Here is a 17,715-nt window from a genome sequence, read left to right as displayed (position 1 = left end):
AATCGCTCGTGACACCACCGGAGAAACCGGAGCGCGGCAAGGCCGAGGCGGAGCGTGACGCCGAGCGAACCTCGGTGATCGCCACGTCCGGCACGAGCAAGCCGGACGACAACGACGACATCAGGGACGCCGCCCGGGCCACCAACGGCTCGGGACAGAGCACGGAGGAGCTCGAGCTGAGCAGCGCGACGCCGCCGCCATGGCAGCGGGTGACCCAGGACGACGCCGCGGTGCGAACGGAGCACCAGGTCTGGCCGAGCGAGGAGACGGAGTCGCAACCGGAGACCCCGCCGTCCAGCACGCCGGCCGAGGAGCCGCCGGCCATGGAGCACCCGGTGGTGAGCGGGACGGCGGCGCCTCGGCTGTTCGGCCAGGCGGCCGACGCCCAGGCCGCGGCCGCCGGTGCCGCGGGTGGCGCGCGCACGTCGGTCAACATCGGCGCCTCCACGCAGACCATTCGCACCGCCGGCACCACCGCCCCGCCAAGCGCGCTGCGCCGTCCGGGCCGGGGTCCGCGCCGGGCCAGCCTGCAGATCAAGCGGTTCGACCCGTGGTCGGTGCTCAAGCTGTCGCTGGTGCTCGGTGTCGCGTTGTTCTTCGTGTGGCTGGTCGCGGTCGGCGTGCTGTACGCCGTGCTCGACGGCATGGGCGTGTGGGATCAGCTCAACGGCATCTCCAGCGAGTTCCTGCAGAGTGACAGCGGGAACAAGGAGCCACTGATCAGCGCCGGCAGGGTGTTCGGTGTCGCGGCGATCATCGGCGCGATCAACATCGTGCTGTTCAGCGCGCTGGCGACGGTGGCTGCGTTCGTCTACAACGTCTCGGCCGACCTCGCCGGCGGCCTGGAGGTGACGCTCGCGGAACGGGAGTAACCCCGTTGCCGAGAGCCCGGCCCGGTGAGGTAATCTCATCGGGTCCAACGGGGGCCTATAGCTCAGGCGGTTAGAGCACTTCGCTGATAACGAAGGGGTCCCAGGTTCAAGTCCTGGTAGGCCCACCCCGTAAAGAGCCCGCTGACCAGTGTGGTCAGCGGGCTTCTTCGTCTCAGGTGGACTGTCAGCAAGGGAGCCGGTAGCCAAACCGGGAACCACTCAGCCGGTTCTGGTCACTCACTCTCATCACTTTCGGTGTGCCCGGTCCAGCTCTGCGTCCTTGCCGTTGCTGATGCGGCCGGCGTCCTTCGGGAGAACCGTCCTATAGGGACGCGGGTGCCTTTTTGTACCAACTGGTGATCACGCCGACCAGGTGGACGATGTTCTGGGTCCGCATGATCGGTGCACCGGCGTCTAGCTCGAAATCGACATTGGCCTCGGTGGTGCGCCAGATACTGGTCTCGGTTACCGGGGCTTCCATGTGTGGGTCGAGGCGCTTGAAGAACTCGGTGATGTCGTCGAGTTCAGCAGGATTGTCGCCCGCGCGAAGTTCACGGAACACCCCTCCTAGGACGCGCAGCATGCCGACCGAGCCGAGCAGAGAGGTACGTCGCAACTTCTGGGCCAGGGTCGGCTCATCGTGCTTGCGCTCCGCCTCCGGGTCATCCTCGGTGATAGCGGCGAGATCCGTGAAGGCGTTGGAGATGACGTCAAGGTAATCCTTGACTTGTTCGATGACCTCGCCATCGGTCAGGGTCTGCTCGGCCTTCTTGCTGATCCGACCACCAGCACCTGCGATGACAGAGCGGGTGATGTCGGCGACGTGTTTGGCGCCCATCAGGTTGGGGTTTTTTATGGTCATGCGGTCCTGTTCGGCGTCGACCTTGCCCTTGAGCAGTGGGTGATCGATGACGTCGGACAGGGTGCGATTGGCGACCTTGTAGCTGTCGAAACGTGCGCGGACGGCGCTGCTGATGCCCTTGGCATTGTCCGCGACATCGACGAACATCTGCTGGGCCTTGATCGGGTCCGGCTCCACGTAGATGTCCAGGCCGACGTACTCGGCCTTCAACCGGTTCATCTGACCGACGAGCCTCTCACGTTCAGCCTGAAGCTTCGCGGCCTTTTCCGGGCTCACCTTGCGTGCCATCTCCCGGTCGATGGCGGAGATTGCGTCGGTGATGCGCTGCTTTTCGATGGCGACGCCAAGCACGCGGTGCTGGCCGTCGATCGTACGTAGGGCGGAGATGCCGCCGATAGCCCACGGCACCGTGAGGTAGCCGACGGCGCCGTGTTCGTCAACCTTTTCGTAGGTGCAACCCCCGCCGTCGCGGGCCAAGAGGGCGGGAGCGACCCAGTCCTGCTTTGTGTCTAGGTACTCGCCGAAGTGCTTGGCGTGGAGGCGGTCAACCTTGCGGTTGTCCTTGTCAACGTTGTTCGGGTCCGGGACCGGCAGGATCGTGGGCAAGTCGAGGAGTGGCACACGCGTGGCGTAAACCGCGCGCCCTCCTTGGATGGTCTTGATCGCCAGGTAGGTGCTGGAGTCCTGCGGCTTGGACAGCCGTAGCGGATCGACGTTGATGCTCACGTTACCTCCTAGAAGGGGCCCTCCACCTTCTACCGGAGGGGATCATCTACCGCTAACCGTAACACGGAAGTTGGTAGGTCGGTAAATAAGAAATTAAATCAAGAAAAAAGAACAAAACTGGCCACGATGATGTGAGTCGCCATCCTGTATAGGACCGCCCGCGCGGGGCCCGCGCGGAGAAGCCAAGTTGTACCCAGGCCCCTGTGCAGCACTGCGATTCACGAGACGTGGCATGGAGGCGTCCTTGCCAAGGTCACGTCGAACTGCCGGATCGCTGGCGAGCCACGCGGGACACGTACCGTTTTTCTGACAACGAACGGCCCAGGTTCAAGTCCTGGTAGGCCCACACCGCAAACCCGCTGACCTGCATGGTCAGCGGGCTTCTTGGTTCACAGCTTCGTCGCCACGGCCATGAGGTGGGGGCTGGCGCCGAGGAGGCTGGGTTCTCGTTCGACGCGGGCGATCGCGCGCAGTGCGGTGTCCCGGGCTGTGGGGTTGTCGAGGTCGATGGTCATGGTTGCCTGGCCGCACGGGCCCTCGACGGCGAGGACCTCGGCGTCGGGGAAACCGCTGTGCCGCACTTCGGTGAGGAGTTCGTCCGGGTGGTGGAAGTAGGCCAGGGTGAACCACTCGGGTCGGCCCTCGACGTCGGGGTTGTGGTGGGTCCCGGTGTGGAGGTCGTTCTCGACGATCGCTTCGAATGTCGGGTCGGTGATCATCCCGGAGCGCAGACCGTCGAGGGTGGACGCGAATCGGGAGATCGCGGCGGCGAGTAGTTGGCCGCCCGGGCGGAGCACCCGGTGTGCCTCGGCCAGTGCTCGTGTCCGGTCGTCGGCCTCGATCAGGTGATACAGCGGGCCGAGCAGTAGGACGGCGTCGGCCGTGCCGTCACCGAAGGGAAGTTCTCGCGCGTCGCCGACCTCGGCGCCGGCCAGTGGAGCGGTGGCCTGCCGAGCCGAAGCTGCCCGCGCCGCCTCGACGTGGGCGGGCACGGGATCGAGTAGGTGAACCGCGTAGCCGGCCTGGGCGAGCGGGAGGGCGTAGGCACCCTCGGCGCCACCGACGTCCAGCACGACGGCCGGGGCGGGCGGCAGGAATCGCGCCAGCAGCTCACGGGTGCGCAGTGCCTCGAGCCGGCCCCACGTCGTCAGGCGGTCCCGCTCGACGCCCTGTGCGTAGTGTGACGCGATCTCGTCGCTCAGCCGCATGGCTCACTGCAGCACATCGCTCGGGCGCTCCGCATCCGGAATTCGAGACGGCGGCGAACCGGCAGGTAGCCGCTGTGGCAGACTTGGGGTCTGCCGCCGGGCCGGTTCGGACTGGTGTGCAACAGGCTCATTAGGAGGGTGAACGTGAAGAAGCTCCTCGTGCTCGGGGCGATCGCCGGTGGCGTTCTCGTGTTCCTCAAGCGCAGCAAGGCGGCGAAGGCCGAATCCGAGCTGTGGCGTGAGGCAACCGCGCCGGCCGGTAACAACGGGAGCGCCGCGGCCAAGAAGGCCTGACGCGCTCGTGGGTGCGGCACAGTCGCACCCGAACGGGGCTATAGCTCAACTGGCAGAGCACTGCCTTTGCAAGGCAGGGGTTAGGGGTTCAAGTCCCCTTAGCTCCACTCGCTCGGCGGACGTGTGTCCGCGGAGAGCGCGGATCGCGTCGCTCGTCACTATTTCTGGGGGACGACCCCAGACCCCCGAATGTCCGGGCGCTGGGGCGCCCGGACGGTTTGTGAACATGCGGATCGGCTGCGTTCGACATGGACGTCGCGGCGCCCGAGATAGCACGAGACCACGCTCGGCCGGATCCGCGCTTTCCTCGCGAGCACACCGGAGACCGCCCTCGGCGAGTTCACCCTCCCGATGCTGACCGGCGTGCTCCGCGTCCGGCGACTGTGAACGACTCGATCAGGTCCACGCGTTCGTCGAGTGAGCCGGCGGGGACGTCGAGGAGAGTGAATCCGAGTTCTCGGTAGGTCAGCTCGTGCACCTGCTCGAAGGCGAGCGACTCCTCAAGGCTGATGCGCCGGGCGGCGGTCGGCGCGATGAAGCCCTGGTTGCGGATGAAGAAGACGGTCGGTTCGTAGACGGCATCGGCGTGGCCGCGCACCTCGAGCAGGCGCAGTACCGCTGTCTTGCCCGCACCTGGGGTGCCGGTGAGGGTGTACCAGGGCATGAGGCGCGTCGATCAGGGCAGCGAGGTGGGCAGGCCGAACGCGACGAAGTGCTCGCGGCCGATGAACGAGGTGACCTCGCTGATCCGCCCGTCGCGCAGGGTCAGTACGTCGATGGCCCAGCCGACGTGCTCGCCGTCGTCCTCGGCGCGCAGGTAACCGGCGACGGCCGGCTGGCCGTTCGCGCTGGTCGTGATGTGCCGCCAGCTTCCGCAACTGCCCAGTGGCACCTTCACGAGGAAGTCGGTCACCGCGTCGAGGCCGGTGTACCAGTGTGGCAGCGGCGGCATCGACCAGGTGACGTCCTCGGTGAGCAGCGCGACCAGCGCGTCCGCGTCGCCGCGCTCCATCGCCGAGGTGAACTCGCCGACGATCTCCTTCAGCCGCTCGTCCTCGATCTTGCGCAGTGACTGCTGCTGGGTACCCGGCGGCACTCGCTTGGCCAGCACCTTGCGGGCGCGCGCCAGCGCCGAGTTCACCGACGTGGTGGACGTCTTCATCGTCTCGGCGATCTCCGCGGCCGAGAATCCGAGCACCTCGAACAACAACAGCACGGCCCGCTGATTGCCGGGCAGGTGCTGCAGCGCGGCGACGAACGCCAACTCCACGGCTTCCCGCTGCTCGTAGCGCGCCTCGGGCGCGGCGGGACCGGCGGCCAGGCCGGCATCCGGGTACGGGCCGAGCCAGGCGACCTCGGTCAGCGGGGCGTCGCTCATCACCGTGCGCTCGCTGGCCGGGCTGAGGTCGACCGGCAGCGCCCGCCGCCCCCGGCGCTCGACCGAGTCCAGGCAGGTGCGGGTGGCGACGGTGTACAGCCAGGAGCGCAACGAGCTGCGGCCCTCGAAGCGCGCGAGACCGCGCCACGCCCGCAACAGCGCGTCCTGCAACGCGTCGTCGGCGTCGTGCGTGGACCCGAGCATGCGGTAGCAGTGCGCGTGCAGCTCTCGGCGCAGCGGCTCCACCAGTCGCGTGAACGCGGCGTCGTCACCGTCGCGTGCCCGTGCCAGATCGGCGTCGTCCAGGGCCGTGCCGGTGTCAGGTGCGGTCGTCTCGCTCACGTGCGCGATTGTGCCGCACACCACCGACAACGCGCTGACATGTCGCTGATGATCACCGGTCACGCCGCGCGTGGACCGAGCACTCGTTGATCGCCCAGGAACCCCCTTTCCCACGGCCACTGCCCTTGGGCGTCGGCGTGCACGAGCTGCAGCGCGCGGAACTTCTCCCCGTACAGATCCGCCACGACGCGCAGGTGCGCGCTCGGCACCGCCAGCCTGACGACCTCGATCAGCGGCCCGTCACGGAGCGAAATCCGTTCCCCGGCAACGGGTTCCTCGGCGTGTAACACGTGTTCGGCGACATCGTTCAACAGCGTGCCGGCGCGATCCTGAGGCAGGCCGCTGATCACCAGCTCGGCACGCCCGTGCGCGGTCAGGCCGACGGTGTAGGCCCACGCCGGGCGCAGCGAGTCGGGCTCGATCGCCGTCACGGCCCAGCCGTAGCGGCTGATCAGCCCGCGCATGTGCTCCAGGTACTCGGCCTTCGTGGCGTCCGGATGGTCACACTGCCAACACACGATCCCTCCCTGATCGAACGTGTGTTCGAGTATGCCGTACGGCGGGCAAGATTGCCACCGAGAAATCAGGACGGCCAGCGACCCGCTGTTTTCGCCGCCTCGACCTGGGCCAACCCCGGTTCACGCATCCGGCCGTCGGCGAGCAGCCGCTCGACGATCCCCACGTTGCGGGCCGACCAGTTCGACTTCGGCTTGCGCGGCTGGAAGCGCACGCCGAAGTAGGTGTCGTCGATCCGCTGGCCCTTCGAGTCGATCCACCCGAAGCACAGCGCGACCTCGAGGGCCTGGTCGTAGTCGATCGTGCTGACTCCGGTGTTCTTCTTGGCCAGCTTCACCCAGATCCCCGGCTCGCCGGCGTGGTTCGCGGCCATCCACTCCTCGAACGCCGGGGGCGTGCCGAACGCCCGCATCACCCAGCCGTCCTTGCGCTCGTCCTGGCTCATGGGCCGAGTCTGCCACCGACAGGCGACACTGTTCGGCGTGCACGATGTGGTGACCCGGCTGCGCGCGGCCGGCTGTGTGTTCGCCGAGGACGAGGCGCGGCTGCTGATCGCCGACGCCGCGACGCCGGCGCGTCTGGAGGAGCTGATCACCAGGCGGATCGCCGGCGAGCCGCTGGAGCACTTGCTCGGCTGGGTGGAGTTCCTCGGCCGGCGGATGATCGTCGCGCCGGGTGTGTTCGTGCCCCGCCGGCGCACGGAAACCCTTGCGCGACAGGCGATCGAGCTGGCCGAACCGGGCGGCGTGGTGGTCGACATGTGCTGCGGCTGCGGCGCGGTGGGTGCGGCCGTGGCGGCGAGCGTGGACGTCGAGCTGCACGCCGCGGACATCGATCCGGTCGCGGTCGGCTGCGCTGAGCGCAACCTCGCCGGACTGGGCCACGCGCACGTCGGCGACCTGTTCGAGCCGCTGCCCGAGCACCTGCGCGGCCGGGTGGACGTGGTGGTGGCGAACGTGCCGTACGTGCCGACCGAGGAGATCGCGATGATGCCGCCGGAGGCGCGCGATCACGAGCCGAAGGCCGCGCTGGACGGCGGCACCGACGGCCTGGACGTCGCCCGGCGGGTGATCGCCGGTGCGACCGACTGGCTGGCCGACGGCGGGCACGTGCTGTTCGAGACGAGCGTGCACCAGGTGCCGGCCGCCGTGGAAAGCCTTGCCCGGCACGGATTCGGCGCGCGGGTGGTGTCCGACGAGGACGTGGGGGCGACAGTCGTGATCGGTGTCGGTGCGGACGGCTAACGTGGACGGCGTGCGCATCGTGACCTGGAACGTGAACTCCGTGAAGCAGCGCGTGCCGAGGCTGTTGCCGTGGCTGGAGCAGCGCAAGCCGGACGTGGTGTGCCTGCAGGAGACCAAGCTCGCCGACGACGCGCTGACCGAGCTGCTCGGCGACGAGCTGGCCGGTCGTGGTTACGAGCTGGCCGTGCACGGCGAGGGCCGGTGGAACGGCGTGGCGATCCTGTCCAAGGTCGGCCTGGACGACGTGGTCGCCGGCGTCGCGAACGGACCGGGTTTCCCGCACCAGGAGGCCCGCGCCATCGCGGCGACCTGCGGCGGCGTGCGCGTGACCTCGGTGTACGTGCCCAACGGCCGCGAGCCGGACTCCGATCACTACCGCTACAAGCTGGAGTGGCTGGCCGCGCTGCGCGACGTGGTCGGCGCCGGCCCGAAGGACGCGATCGTGTGCGGTGACATGAACATCGCGCCGACCGACGCGGACGTGTTCGACCCGGAGGCCTACATCGGCCAGACCCACGTCACGCCGCCGGAACGCGAGGCGCTGGCGAACCTGCGGGCGCTCGGCCTGCGCGACGTGATGCGCGAGCGCTGGCCGGACCAGCGCGTGTTCACCTACTGGGACTACCGCGCCGGCATGTTCCACCAGGATCTCGGCATGCGCATCGACCTGATGCTCGCCACCCCGCCGGTGGCCGACCGGGTGGCGGCCACCTGGGTGGACCGGCACGCGCGCAAGGGCACCGGTCCGAGCGATCACGCACCGGTGATCGTCGACCTGGACGAGGCACCGGACGGCGACATCGGACCGGTCGTCCCGCCGCCGTCCGCGCCGGCGGCCAAGCGCGGCTCGAAGAAGCTGCCCCAAGCGAAGTGAGCTGACCGGCGCGAGATGATGGCCGGATGAGCGCGACATCGTTCGCCGGATACCTGGCACGTCTCGACGAGGCGGAGCTGATCGGAGTCCTGAACGCACGGCCCGACGCGCGCACCGAGCCGGTTCCTCGCGGGTTCCCACAGCTCGCCCAGCGGCTGAGCGGGCCGGAGTCGCTCGGTACCGCGCTGGTCACGGCGAATCGCGACATGGTGATCGCCGGTCAGGCGGTGGCGGTGCTCGGCGACGCGGCGACGGTGCCCGCGATCGCCGACCTCCTCGATGCCGACGAGCAGATCGTGTGCGAGTGCGTGGACCGCCTCCGTGCGATCGGCCTGGCCTGGCTCGACGATGCGCGGGTGCGGCTGCCGGAACGGCTGCACGACCACTGGAGAGCGGAGCTGGGCATCGGGCGCCCGGTCGCCGTCCTCGCCCGACCCGTCTACGCGGACGATCTGCGGGCGACGGCGGAAGCACTCGGCGTCGACACGGCCCGCCTGCGCAAACCCGAGGTGATCAGTGCGCTGTCGACGGCGATGTCGGACACCAAGGCGCTGGCCAGAATCGTGACCGGCCTCGCCGGGCCGGAGCGCCGGCTGCTCGACACGCTGCGCGGGCAGGGCATCCCGGGAAGGATGTTCGGTGGCTACCGCACTGATCCGGCGATCGACCGGCTCCTGTCGATCGGCTTGGTGATCAAGGTGAACCACCAGCCCGAGATGCCGGCCGAGACCGCGATGGCCGTGTGGCTGGCCGGTCTCGACCGCCCGTTGACCGGGCCACCTCGGCTGCCGGCCCCACGGCTGGACGCCGATGCCGTGCGTGGCGCGGCTCAGGCGGCGGCTCAGGAGGCGTTGCGGATGGTGACCACGGTGCTCGACGAGGCCGCCCGCGCGTCGATCGCCAGGTTGAAGCGCGGCGGGGTCGGCCAGCGTGAACGAGTTCGGCTCGCGAAGAGGCTGTCCGTTTCCGTGGACGCGGTGACACTGTGGATCGACCTCGCGTCCGCCGCCGAGCTCCTCGGCGAGACCGAAGCCGGGTACGCGCCGACGCCGGCCTACGCCGACTGGCGTGCGGCCGAGCCCGCCCGGCAGTGGACCACGATCGCCCGCGCGTGGTTGGCCATGGAGCACGCGCCGACGAATCGGGAAATCGAGGACGGCAAGGAGATTCCGCCGCCCCTGCCGATCGGGTCGGCGGCCGGGATCGTGCGTCGCGCGCTGCTGACGGCGAGCGCCGGCGCCACGGTGTCCGCCGCGGCGGCTGAGATCGACTGGTTCTGCCCGTTCCACGACTACGACGCCGACGGGCGCGCGAAGACGGTCGCCGCCTGTGTCCGGGAAGCCGAGTTGCTCGGGATCATGACGGCCGACCGGCTGACCGAACTCGGTGAGCACGTGCTGGCCGCCGATGCCGGCGAACTGACCGAGCTGTGCGCGCCGCTGCTGCCGGACACCCCGTGCCGGGTGCTCTTGCAGTCCGATCTCACCGCGGTGGTGTCCGGCCGCACGAGTGCGCGGGTGGCGCGCCTGCTCGCCGTGGCGGCCGTGAACGAGGGCCGTGGCAGCGCCGAGGTCTGGCGATTCGGACCGGCAAGCGTCCGGGCGGCGCTCGATGCCGGATGGGAGGCCGACCAGTTGCTCGCCGAGTTGGCCGAGATCTCGGCGAGCCAGGTGCCGCAGCCGCTGGATTACCTGGTCAACGATGTGGCGAGGCGGCACGGGCAGGTGCGGGTGCGCGGCGCGCGCAGTTGTCTTCGTGCCGACGCGACGCTGATCAAGGAGATCCTTGCCGACCGGTCGTTGCGGTCGTTGCGACTGAGCGCGATCGCGCCGACCGTGCTGTGCGGCCCCTTCGATCTGGACACCGTCCTGTCGCGGCTGCGTGACGCCGGCCTGTCGCCCGTGGCCGAGGACGACTCCGGCGAGAAGATCGTCGAGGGAAGCGACGAGCATCAGGCGCCGGACGCGCAGCAGGTGGTGTTCGCGGCGCCGTCGCGGTTGGACGCGCCGGAGCTGGCACGGATGTTGATGGCCGACCCGGATGGTGCGGCGGCCGCTGAGCAGACCGAGACCTTCATGCTGCTCACCCAGTTGAATCACCACCTCGACGAGGCGGAGGTGACCATGCTGGCCGAGGCCGTGGACCACAAGACGCACGTTCGCATCAGCTACCGGGACAAGAACGGCAGCCGCTCGATTCGGACGATCCAGCCACAGTCGATCTACGGTCGGTGGCTGGACTCGTGGTGCCACCTGCGCAACGGCCAGCGTGACTTCACCATCGGCAGCATCGAGTCGGTCGCTCCTGCTGGTTGATCAGACCTGAGGATGATCGCGCGGGCCAACCGAAGGCGGACGAGTGCTGAGGCCGTCCAGCCCTAGCGTCACCGAACATGTGGGTAGTGCTGGAGATTCTCGGTTCGATCATGGTGATCCAGGGCGGCGCCGGCCTGGTGCACGAGTGGTTCGGCTGGCTGGACGGCTCGTTCCTGGTGCGCCTGTTGACCGTGCTGGACGGCTACGAGGTCGCCGCGTCCGCCGCGTTGATCGTGCTCGGCGTCGCCGCCGTCGCGATCGGCAACGCGCGCACCAGGGAATCGGCCTAAACGCGGCGCCACACGTAGGCGGCCGAGACCGGCTGGCCGGCGTAGCGGCGCCACTTCGGCTTGAGTGCGACCCACTCCTCGTCGATCAGCCGCTCGCGCATCTCGGCGAGCCGCCACCCGGCGGCCAGCCCGGCCGTCACGTGGTCGCTGACCAGGTGCACGTTCGTGCTGATCGCGACGTGCTCGCCGCCCTCGTCGGTGTAGTGCGTCGGCATGCCGCTCACCATCATGAACTGCGGGTGGAACGCCACGAGCACGAACACCGCGCCGGGCGCGGCCAGCCGGGCCGCCTCGGCGTACAGCGGCCGCAGGTCGTCGAGGTGCTCGTCGACCAGCGAGGCGATCAGCAGGTCGTAGCCGCCGGCGGGCAGGCCGGTGTCGGTCACGTCCGCCTCGACGAGCTTGTCGTGCGCTCCGCGACCGGCCGCCACGGCGAGCATCTCCGGCGTCAGGTCGACCCCGTCGATCGCCCGAACCCCGTTGTCCCGCAACCACTTCCCGGTGCGCCCGGTGCCGCAGCCGAGGTCGACCGCTCTGTCCACGGTGGACCACGACGGCTCGCTCAGCCGGTCGAGCAGCGCGATGTCCATCGCGTCCTGGACCGTGTCCTCGTACGTGCCGACCCAGCCGGCGTACCCGGTGCGCACGTCGACGGTCGGGTAGCCGCGGGTGTCGAAGTCGGTGAACCGCATGGCGCCGAGTATCACCCGAGGAGCGGGCCCGCCGCGAACCGTTTACAGGGCGCCGAGCCGCACCGGCTTGGCCTGTCCGGTCGACGGTGCCGGTGACTGTGACACCACCGAGGCCACCGCCTGGCCGGCGGCCGCGTCGTCGCACTTCTCCATCTTGATCGTGATCCCGAGCTCGATGGGCGACTGGCCCGGCTTGAAGTTGATCGGCGGGTCCACCGGGACGCGGTACTCGCAGTCCATGCCGCCCGGCTTGCGGAATCCGGTGAGGTTGCCGAACCGCACCCGTTGCCCGCCCTCGTCCATGAGGCTGCTGAACTCGATCGAGACGTAGCCGGGCTCGCTCTTGGTGCGCCACTCGCACGCGTAGGCCGCGGTCGGCACCAGGAACCTCGGCTCGCCCTTGCGACTGACCGGCGCGACGGCGGCGATCGGGGCCAGCGCGGCACAGGGATCCTTGCCGTACAAGGAGATTCGCGGCTGGCTCGACCCGGCGGCCGGCGGGTTTTGCAGCGTCGGGAGCAGGTCGGTGAAGTACTTCTCGGTCATCGTGCACATCGCGTCCCGGGGCGGGTTGCTCACCGAGGTGATGTCCAGCTTGACCACCAGCGGCGCCTTGACCGGGAACGCGTGCGGGCAGGAGACGCCGAACGCCGGCGCGCCCGGCACCGGCTTCGCGCGGAACACCGGAACGCCGTTGATCTTGCCGGTCTCCCAGTCGCCGGTCAGCTCCACCTTCACCTCGAGCTTGGCGGTGATCGTCTCCTTGCCCGCGCCGTCGCGGAGGGAGACGTCGCACGAGCTGACCGAGCTGAGCGGCGCGATCCAGGCCGCGGTGCCCTGGCTGGCGCGTTGCAGGGCGGGCAGGTCGTGCATGGCGCACACGTCCCAGCCGCGCGTGGCCGGCAGCGCGGCCGCCACCTGCTCGGCCTCCTTCATGTACGCGGGCTTGTTCTCGCCAGGCTTCGGCGCCTCGCCGGAAGGACCGCCCGGCCGCGGTGCCCCGCCGTCGGCCGGACTGCCCTGGCCGGACACGGTGCTCGCGCATCCGGCGAGCACCACGAGCCCGGTGGCGAGTGCGGCACCGAGTGCGCGCATGGTCGGTCGTGACATGTCCTCGCCTCGAATCGTGGGGAATTTTCCCGCCCGCCCGGATCGCAGCGTAGCCGCGCGATGATTTTCGGCGCGCCGAGGTGTCTACCCCGCATGACGTCAACGCGAAAGCCGGTCGGGCCCCAGGTGGTCCACCGCGAGGAGCAGCCGTATGTGGCGATCGGCGGGCCGGTCACCATGCACACGATCCACACGCTGGGCGACCGGCTGCAGGCCGTGTACGGCTGGCTGCACGAGCGCGGGATCGAGGCCGCCGGCCCGCCGTTCTTCCGGTACCGGCGCATTCACATGGAGCGGGAACTGGACGTGGAGGCCGGCGTGCCGGTGCCGGCCGCGGTCGAGCCGGACTCGTCGGTGATCGCCGATATGTTGCCCGCCGGGCAATTCCTGACGGCCACGCACATCGGGCCGCCGAGCGAGCTGTTCGGTGCGAACGCCGCGCTGCTGGCCTGGGCGGACGAGCGCGGGCTGGTGTTCGACCGGAGCGATTCGGCCGACGGTGAGCGCTGGGGGTGCCGGCTGGAGTTCTACCGGACCGACCCGCTAGTCGAGCCGGACACCGCGAAGTGGGAGACCGAGCTGGCCTTCCGACTGGCCGACTAGAGGAGAGCGTGACGCGATACGTATGTGCCGTACCTGCGGCAGGCTTCGTTGAACGCGTCGGCGTTGCGGTACCTGTTCCACGCCAAGGAATACCCCGGCCCGCGCACCCCGGAGCAGCGCCGGCTCGCAGAGCAGATGGTCCGCTACTGGACGGCGTTCGCGCGGACCGGTGACCCGAACGGGCCGGGTTCGCCGCCGTGGCTGCCCGGGGTGGCCCAGCGGCTCGACATCGGGCCCGGCGGAGTCCGGCCGTTCAGCTTCACCCGCCAGCACCACGACGAGTTCTGGCGGTCGCTGCGCGGCTGATCACCCGGGGATGGAATCGTTGTCCCGTGCTGACCGGAGTGGAGCCGTCCCGACGGCGTGAGCTGATCTTGGGTGGCGGCGTGTTCGCCGGCTCGCTGGTGCTGCTCCTGCTGCGGTTCCTGGTGCCGCGTCCGGTCGGCTACTCCGACAACGGCGACGGCTGGCGGCTGCTGTGCCAGGTCGGCGCGAACGAGTTGGGCGGACCGTCCACCGACGACTTCGTGCGCTTCCTGTACCAGTCCGGGCCTGACTGCTCGGGCGTGGACTATGTGGCCAGCCAGGTGTGGTTCGCCAAGCTCGGGCAGTGGCTCGGCGATCTGATCGGGTCGGACGCGGCGCTGAACCTGGTGCTGGTCGGCTGTGTGGAGAGCGCGGTCGCGGCGGCCGCGGTCACCGCGATCGTGCTGGGCCTTCGGCTGTCGACTCGCTGGCGGATCGTGGCGGCGGCCGTGCTCCTGCTGGTGGTCGCGGACTCGGCGTTCTTCCCGTTCTTCGCGTCGGTGGCCACCGAGGGCGCGGCGTTCCTCGGCATCACGCTCACCGTCGGCGGCCTGCTGCTGATGGGACGGGAGGGCCGCTGGCGGTACGCGGGTGCCGTGGTCACCGTATTCGGCGGGATCGTCGCGGCGAACGCGAAGGCGCAGGCGGTGCTGATCCTGCCGCTGCTGGTGCTCGCGCTCGTGTTCACCCGGCCGAACGGGGTGACCGGCGTGCGGCGCTGGGCGCTCCCCGCGGTGGTGGCGGTGATCGTCAGCGGCGTGACCGGGTTCCTGCAGCTGTCCTACTCCAGCGAGGCGCCGGGCGCCGACACGCGGGTGATCAACGCCTACCACGCGGTGTTCCACTCCATTGTGGACGGTCAGCACGACAGCGCGGAAGACCTTGCCGCGCTTGGGCTTCCGGCGTCGTATGCGAAGTACCAGGGCACGCTGTACTGGGGCCCGGTGAACGCCACACAGGATCCGGAGTGGCCGAAGTACCGGCATCTGTTCAGCGGGCGCAACCTGGCCGAGTACTACGCGACGCACCCGCAACGCACCGGCCAGATCCTCAACCGCGCGGCGTCGGACCTGCTCACCATGCGCCAGGAGCGGCAGGGCAACTTCAGCGCGAACACCGGCTTCGCCCCGCGTGCCAAGGAATTCCGGGTGCCGGTGGTGTCCGGCGTGCTGAACCTGGTGTCACCGCTGGGGATCTACCTGCTGGCGCCGCTGTGGCTGGCGATCGGCTGGGTGGCGGTGCGCGCGTGGCGAGGGCATCGTCGGGAGATCGGCGTGGTGCTGCTGATGCTGCTCGGTGTCGCGGTGGCGCAGTTCCTGGTCGGCGGGCTGGCCGAGGGAATCGAGAACGTGAAGCACCAGATCATCGCGGCGTTCGCCACCGCGCTGGCGATCGCGCTGGCCGGCCTGGCTTTCGTGCGGGTGCCCCGAAAGGACGGGTGCCCCGACCCCTCGGTGGGGCACCCGTCGGGCTCAGTCGGTCAGACCCACGCCCACAGCTCGTAGATCCCCGACAATCGCTCACCGGTTACAGGCTGTCAAGGAGAATCTTCGACGGTCCGCCATCGGGGTGACCCTGAGCGGGAATGGGTGAGTCACCCGATTCCGGCGAGTGCGCGACTGCCCTAGCGTCGACTGTGTCCGGGCCGATCAGTCCACAGTGGACAAAGGGGAAGTCTTGCGTACAACGAAGTTGGCGCTCGCCGCACTGGGCGTGGTGACCGCGGCGAGCGTCACCGTGGGGGTGAGCACCGCCTCGGCGGCACCCGAGCGGGGCGCACCCGAGCTGAGCCTGCCTCCGCCCACCGGCCCGCACCAGGTCGGCACCACCTCGGTGCACCTGGTGGACCGTTCACGCCGCGACCCGCTGCGCCCCGAGGTGCCGTACCGGGAGCTGATGGTCAGCGTCTGGTACCCGGCGCGGGACACCGCAGGCCGGCCGACCGCACGCCACATGGAACCGGGCGCTGCCAACGTTTTCGACGAGCTGCTCGCTCCGAACCGGGGCGTACCCAGGGGACTGGTGGACTGGGCGGCCACCCGCACCAGCGGGCACCTCGACGCGCCGCCGGACCGGCGCGGCCACCGTCCGGTGCTGTTGTACTCCGCGGGCCTCGGTGATCCGCGCACCTGGAACACCACGCTGGTGCAGGAGTTGGCCAGCCGCGGCTACGTCGTGGTGACCATCGACCACACCTACGAGGCCGCCGCCGTCGAGTTCCCCGGCGGCCGGGTCGCCCGCAGCGTGCTGTTCGACCAGCAGCCCACGCCCGAACTGCTGCGCACGATTCTGAACACGCGCGTCGCCGACACCCGGTTCGTGCTGGACTGGTTACGGCGCAAGGAATCCGGCGCGCTGGCCACCGCCGACACACACCGGGTCGGGATGGTCGGACACTCCGCCGGCGGGTTCACCGGCCTGCAGACGATGTACGACGACCCGAGGATCGGCGTCGGGGTCAACCTGGACGGCACCGTGGGCATCGCGCCGCGCGACGTGCCGGGCATCGAGCTGTCACCCGTCGCGGCGAACGGGCTGCGCCGGCCGTACCTGCTGTTCGGCAGGACCGAGGGCGGGCACCACGCGCGCTACTCGTGGGGCGAGCTGTGGAACAACTCCCGCACCTGGAAGCGGGATCTGCACCTGCGCGGCGCCGAGCACATGACCTTCACCGAGTCGGCCGTACTGCTGCCGCAGATTGACAGGCAGGTCGACATCGGCGACATCAGCAAGGAGATCGGCACGGTCGATCCGGCCCGCGCGTTCGCGGCCACCCGCGACTACACGGTCGCCTTCTTCGACAAGTGGTTGCGGCACAAGGACTCGGGGTTGCTCAACGGCGAGTCGCCGGCGTACCCGGACGTGGGCTTCATCAAGTGAGGGGGACGACGTGCGGGGCGGACCAGGGGGCCGCCCCGCACGGGTGTCACCTGGCCATACTCGGTTCCGTCGAGTCGCCCGAGCGTGACTTGGACAGCAGCGAGTCGAGTGCCCACTTGCCCGGTCCGAAGAACACGATCAGCAGGAAGACCCAGCAGTACACCGCGGCCAGTTCGCCCTTGTTCTCCAGCGGCCACAACGCGACCGGCTGGTGTACGACGAAGTAGGCGTAGGCCATCGCGCCGGAACAGATCAGCGCGGCGACCCTGGTGCCGAGCCCGAGCAGCACGAGGGTGCCGCCGCCGAACTCGATCGCCGCGGCCCACCAGTCCGGCCAGGAGCCGAATTCGGGAGCCGTCGGTGACTTCCGTCCGAGGATGCCGAAGAGCTTGGACGCTCCGTGGCAGGCGAACAGGAGGCCGATCACCACGCGGAACACCGCGAGCACGTGGTCGCGGCCTCGGTCCAGTAACTGCATAGATGTACTCCGTCCGTAGCAGGGGTCAGCGGTGACGGGTGGGAGTGGCGTCAGCGCCGTCCTACGTTGACGGCGTGCTAACCCTTACGCGCCGGGAGTAATCGTGGTTCACGTTGTGACGCGGGCGACACCGCACTTCGTCGGTAAGCATCTGGTTGACTTGTGCGCGCCATGAGACGACTCGCCGCGCTCGCCGTACCCGTTCTCGCCGTGCTCGCCGCGTGCTCCGGCGAGCAACAGCCACCGGCCCAGACATCGACCCAGTCATCGGCTCAGCCGCCGTCCACCGCGCCCGCACCGCCGCCGCCGGTCGCCGCCCCGCCGCTGCCGCAGCCGGTGACCGACGGGCGCTGTCCGTACCTGGCCACCGCCGTCGTCGAGCAGGCCAACGCGCAGCGGGTGAGCAGGGTGCGCCTGTCCGCGGACAAGCCGCACCCCGCGTGCTTCTTCCTGCGCGGCGACGGCACGACGCAGCTGTCCGTGCGGGTGTTCGTGGGGGAGCCGCCGGTGGCCAAGGCGGTCGTGGACCAGGCGGCACCGATCGCCACCTCGAACCCGGAGGAGACGCCGGCCGGGTGGAAGGGCGGTTCGCAGACGACGAACGGCGGTGCCGTCTACGCCGTGGCGAAGGGCGGCACCGCCGTCGTCGTGAGTACCAACCAGGGTCAGACGATCAAGGCTCGGCGAATCGTCGAGCAGATCGTGTCGACCCTGCGCTTGTAGCT

Annotated in this window: 20 protein-coding genes and 2 tRNA genes; 13 read left to right on the top strand and 9 right to left on the bottom strand. The window is 69.6% G+C overall.

What is annotated here, in order from left to right:
* Positions 1-8: 8 nt before the first annotated feature.
* Together EV193_RS34120 and EV193_RS16620 are read left to right on the top strand one after the other, a co-directional pair.
* Entirely contained in the window at positions 9-872 is an 864-nt protein-coding gene (locus EV193_RS34120) for a DUF3566 domain-containing protein (RefSeq protein ID WP_242613442.1), read from the top strand.
* A gap of 51 nt (positions 873-923) precedes the next feature.
* Positions 924-997, top strand: a tRNA-Ile gene (locus EV193_RS16620).
* 197 nt (positions 998-1,194) lie between these two features.
* On the opposite strand, the gene EV193_RS16615 is transcribed toward EV193_RS16620, so the two are convergent.
* On the bottom strand, positions 1,195-2,460 hold the full coding sequence (locus EV193_RS16615; protein WP_130345056.1) for a DNA sulfur modification protein DndB: 1,266 nt from the start codon (positions 2,458-2,460) through the stop codon (positions 1,195-1,197).
* Between the two features lie 389 nt (positions 2,461-2,849).
* Positions 2,850-3,668 carry a class I SAM-dependent methyltransferase gene (locus EV193_RS16610; protein WP_130345055.1) on the bottom strand — a complete coding sequence of 273 codons (819 nt, stop codon included), beginning with the start codon at positions 3,666-3,668 and terminating at the stop codon, positions 2,850-2,852.
* 144 nt (positions 3,669-3,812) lie between these two features.
* Between EV193_RS16610 and EV193_RS33345 the strand changes: the two genes are divergently transcribed.
* Both EV193_RS33345 and EV193_RS16605 read left to right on the top strand, forming a co-directional pair.
* Positions 3,813-3,962: a DLW-39 family protein gene (locus EV193_RS33345; protein ID WP_165401376.1), complete on the top strand. Its 150-nt coding sequence runs from the start codon at positions 3,813-3,815 to the stop codon at positions 3,960-3,962.
* 34 nt (positions 3,963-3,996) lie between these two features.
* A tRNA-Ala gene (locus EV193_RS16605) sits at positions 3,997-4,069 on the top strand.
* A gap of 233 nt (positions 4,070-4,302) precedes the next feature.
* On the opposite strand, the gene EV193_RS16595 is transcribed toward EV193_RS16605, so the two are convergent.
* From EV193_RS16595 to EV193_RS16580, 4 genes are all read right to left on the bottom strand, one after another.
* Positions 4,303-4,626 (bottom strand): DEAD/DEAH box helicase family protein, encoded by a 324-nt coding sequence (locus tag EV193_RS16595; protein WP_130345054.1) that lies wholly within the window; start codon positions 4,624-4,626, stop codon positions 4,303-4,305.
* Positions 4,627-4,638: 12 nt separating this feature from the next.
* Positions 4,639-5,682, bottom strand: a complete 1,044-nt coding sequence (locus EV193_RS16590) for a sigma-70 family RNA polymerase sigma factor (protein WP_130345053.1) — start codon at positions 5,680-5,682, stop codon at positions 4,639-4,641.
* A 59-nt stretch (positions 5,683-5,741) separates the two neighbouring features.
* On the bottom strand, positions 5,742-6,200 hold the full coding sequence (locus EV193_RS16585) for a DUF4262 domain-containing protein (RefSeq protein ID WP_130345052.1): 459 nt from the start codon (positions 6,198-6,200) through the stop codon (positions 5,742-5,744).
* 65 nt (positions 6,201-6,265) lie between these two features.
* On the bottom strand, positions 6,266-6,643 hold the full coding sequence (locus tag EV193_RS16580) for a YdeI/OmpD-associated family protein (protein ID WP_130345051.1): 378 nt from the start codon (positions 6,641-6,643) through the stop codon (positions 6,266-6,268).
* A 37-nt stretch (positions 6,644-6,680) separates the two neighbouring features.
* On the opposite strand from EV193_RS16580, the gene EV193_RS16575 reads away from it, so the two are divergent.
* The 4 genes from EV193_RS16575 to EV193_RS16560 all read left to right on the top strand — a co-directional run bounded on the left by EV193_RS16575 (position 6,681) and on the right by EV193_RS16560 (position 10,921).
* The gene (locus tag EV193_RS16575) at positions 6,681-7,442 is read left to right on the top strand and encodes a putative protein N(5)-glutamine methyltransferase (protein ID WP_242613441.1); all 762 of its coding nucleotides are present in this window, start codon (positions 6,681-6,683) and stop codon (positions 7,440-7,442) included.
* A gap of 10 nt (positions 7,443-7,452) precedes the next feature.
* Complete coding sequence (locus tag EV193_RS16570; RefSeq protein ID WP_423202172.1) at positions 7,453-8,316, top strand: exodeoxyribonuclease III; 864 nt, start codon at positions 7,453-7,455, stop codon at positions 8,314-8,316.
* A gap of 26 nt (positions 8,317-8,342) precedes the next feature.
* Positions 8,343-10,631, top strand: a complete 2,289-nt coding sequence (locus EV193_RS16565; RefSeq protein WP_130345049.1) for a helicase-associated domain-containing protein — start codon at positions 8,343-8,345, stop codon at positions 10,629-10,631.
* Positions 10,632-10,708: 77 nt separating this feature from the next.
* On the top strand, positions 10,709-10,921 hold the full coding sequence (locus EV193_RS16560) for a hypothetical protein (protein ID WP_130345048.1): 213 nt from the start codon (positions 10,709-10,711) through the stop codon (positions 10,919-10,921).
* On the opposite strand, the gene EV193_RS16555 is transcribed toward EV193_RS16560, so the two are convergent.
* Positions 10,918-11,613 (bottom strand): class I SAM-dependent DNA methyltransferase, encoded by a 696-nt coding sequence (locus tag EV193_RS16555; protein WP_130345047.1) that lies wholly within the window; start codon positions 11,611-11,613, stop codon positions 10,918-10,920. The genes EV193_RS16560 and EV193_RS16555 overlap by 4 nt on opposite strands.
* Positions 11,614-11,655: 42 nt before the next feature.
* Positions 11,656-12,723 carry a hypothetical protein gene (locus EV193_RS16550; protein WP_130345046.1) on the bottom strand — a complete coding sequence of 356 codons (1,068 nt, stop codon included), beginning with the start codon at positions 12,721-12,723 and terminating at the stop codon, positions 11,656-11,658.
* Positions 12,724-12,816: 93 nt separating this feature from the next.
* Between EV193_RS16550 and EV193_RS16545 the strand changes: the two genes are divergently transcribed.
* The 4 genes from EV193_RS16545 (at position 12,817) to EV193_RS16530 (ending at position 16,512) form a co-directional block, all read left to right on the top strand.
* Positions 12,817-13,326 (top strand): GyrI-like domain-containing protein, encoded by a 510-nt coding sequence (locus EV193_RS16545; RefSeq protein ID WP_130345045.1) that lies wholly within the window; start codon positions 12,817-12,819, stop codon positions 13,324-13,326.
* Positions 13,327-13,350: 24 nt separating this feature from the next.
* Positions 13,351-13,632: a carboxylesterase family protein gene (locus tag EV193_RS16540; RefSeq protein WP_130345044.1), complete on the top strand. Its 282-nt coding sequence runs from the start codon at positions 13,351-13,353 to the stop codon at positions 13,630-13,632.
* 26 nt (positions 13,633-13,658) lie between these two features.
* Entirely contained in the window at positions 13,659-15,137 is a 1,479-nt protein-coding gene (gene wsfD, locus EV193_RS16535; RefSeq protein ID WP_207222670.1) for a glycan biosynthesis hexose transferase WsfD, read from the top strand.
* A 172-nt stretch (positions 15,138-15,309) separates the two neighbouring features.
* Positions 15,310-16,512: an alpha/beta hydrolase family protein gene (locus tag EV193_RS16530; protein WP_130345043.1), complete on the top strand. Its 1,203-nt coding sequence runs from the start codon at positions 15,310-15,312 to the stop codon at positions 16,510-16,512.
* Between the two features lie 46 nt (positions 16,513-16,558).
* On the opposite strand, the gene EV193_RS16525 is transcribed toward EV193_RS16530, so the two are convergent.
* Complete coding sequence (locus EV193_RS16525; RefSeq protein WP_130345042.1) at positions 16,559-16,990, bottom strand: DoxX family protein; 432 nt, start codon at positions 16,988-16,990, stop codon at positions 16,559-16,561.
* A gap of 171 nt (positions 16,991-17,161) precedes the next feature.
* On the opposite strand from EV193_RS16525, the gene EV193_RS16520 reads away from it, so the two are divergent.
* Positions 17,162-17,713: a DUF2020 domain-containing protein gene (locus EV193_RS16520; RefSeq protein WP_130345041.1), complete on the top strand. Its 552-nt coding sequence runs from the start codon at positions 17,162-17,164 to the stop codon at positions 17,711-17,713.
* Positions 17,714-17,715: the final 2 nt, after the last annotated feature.

The sequence above is a fragment of the Herbihabitans rhizosphaerae genome (genome assembly GCF_004216555.1).
Taxonomy (GTDB): Bacteria; Actinomycetota; Actinomycetes; order Mycobacteriales; family Pseudonocardiaceae; genus Herbihabitans; species Herbihabitans rhizosphaerae.
The sequence above is the reverse complement of the archived record's forward strand: the minus strand, read 5'-3'. Positions and strand labels throughout refer to the sequence as shown.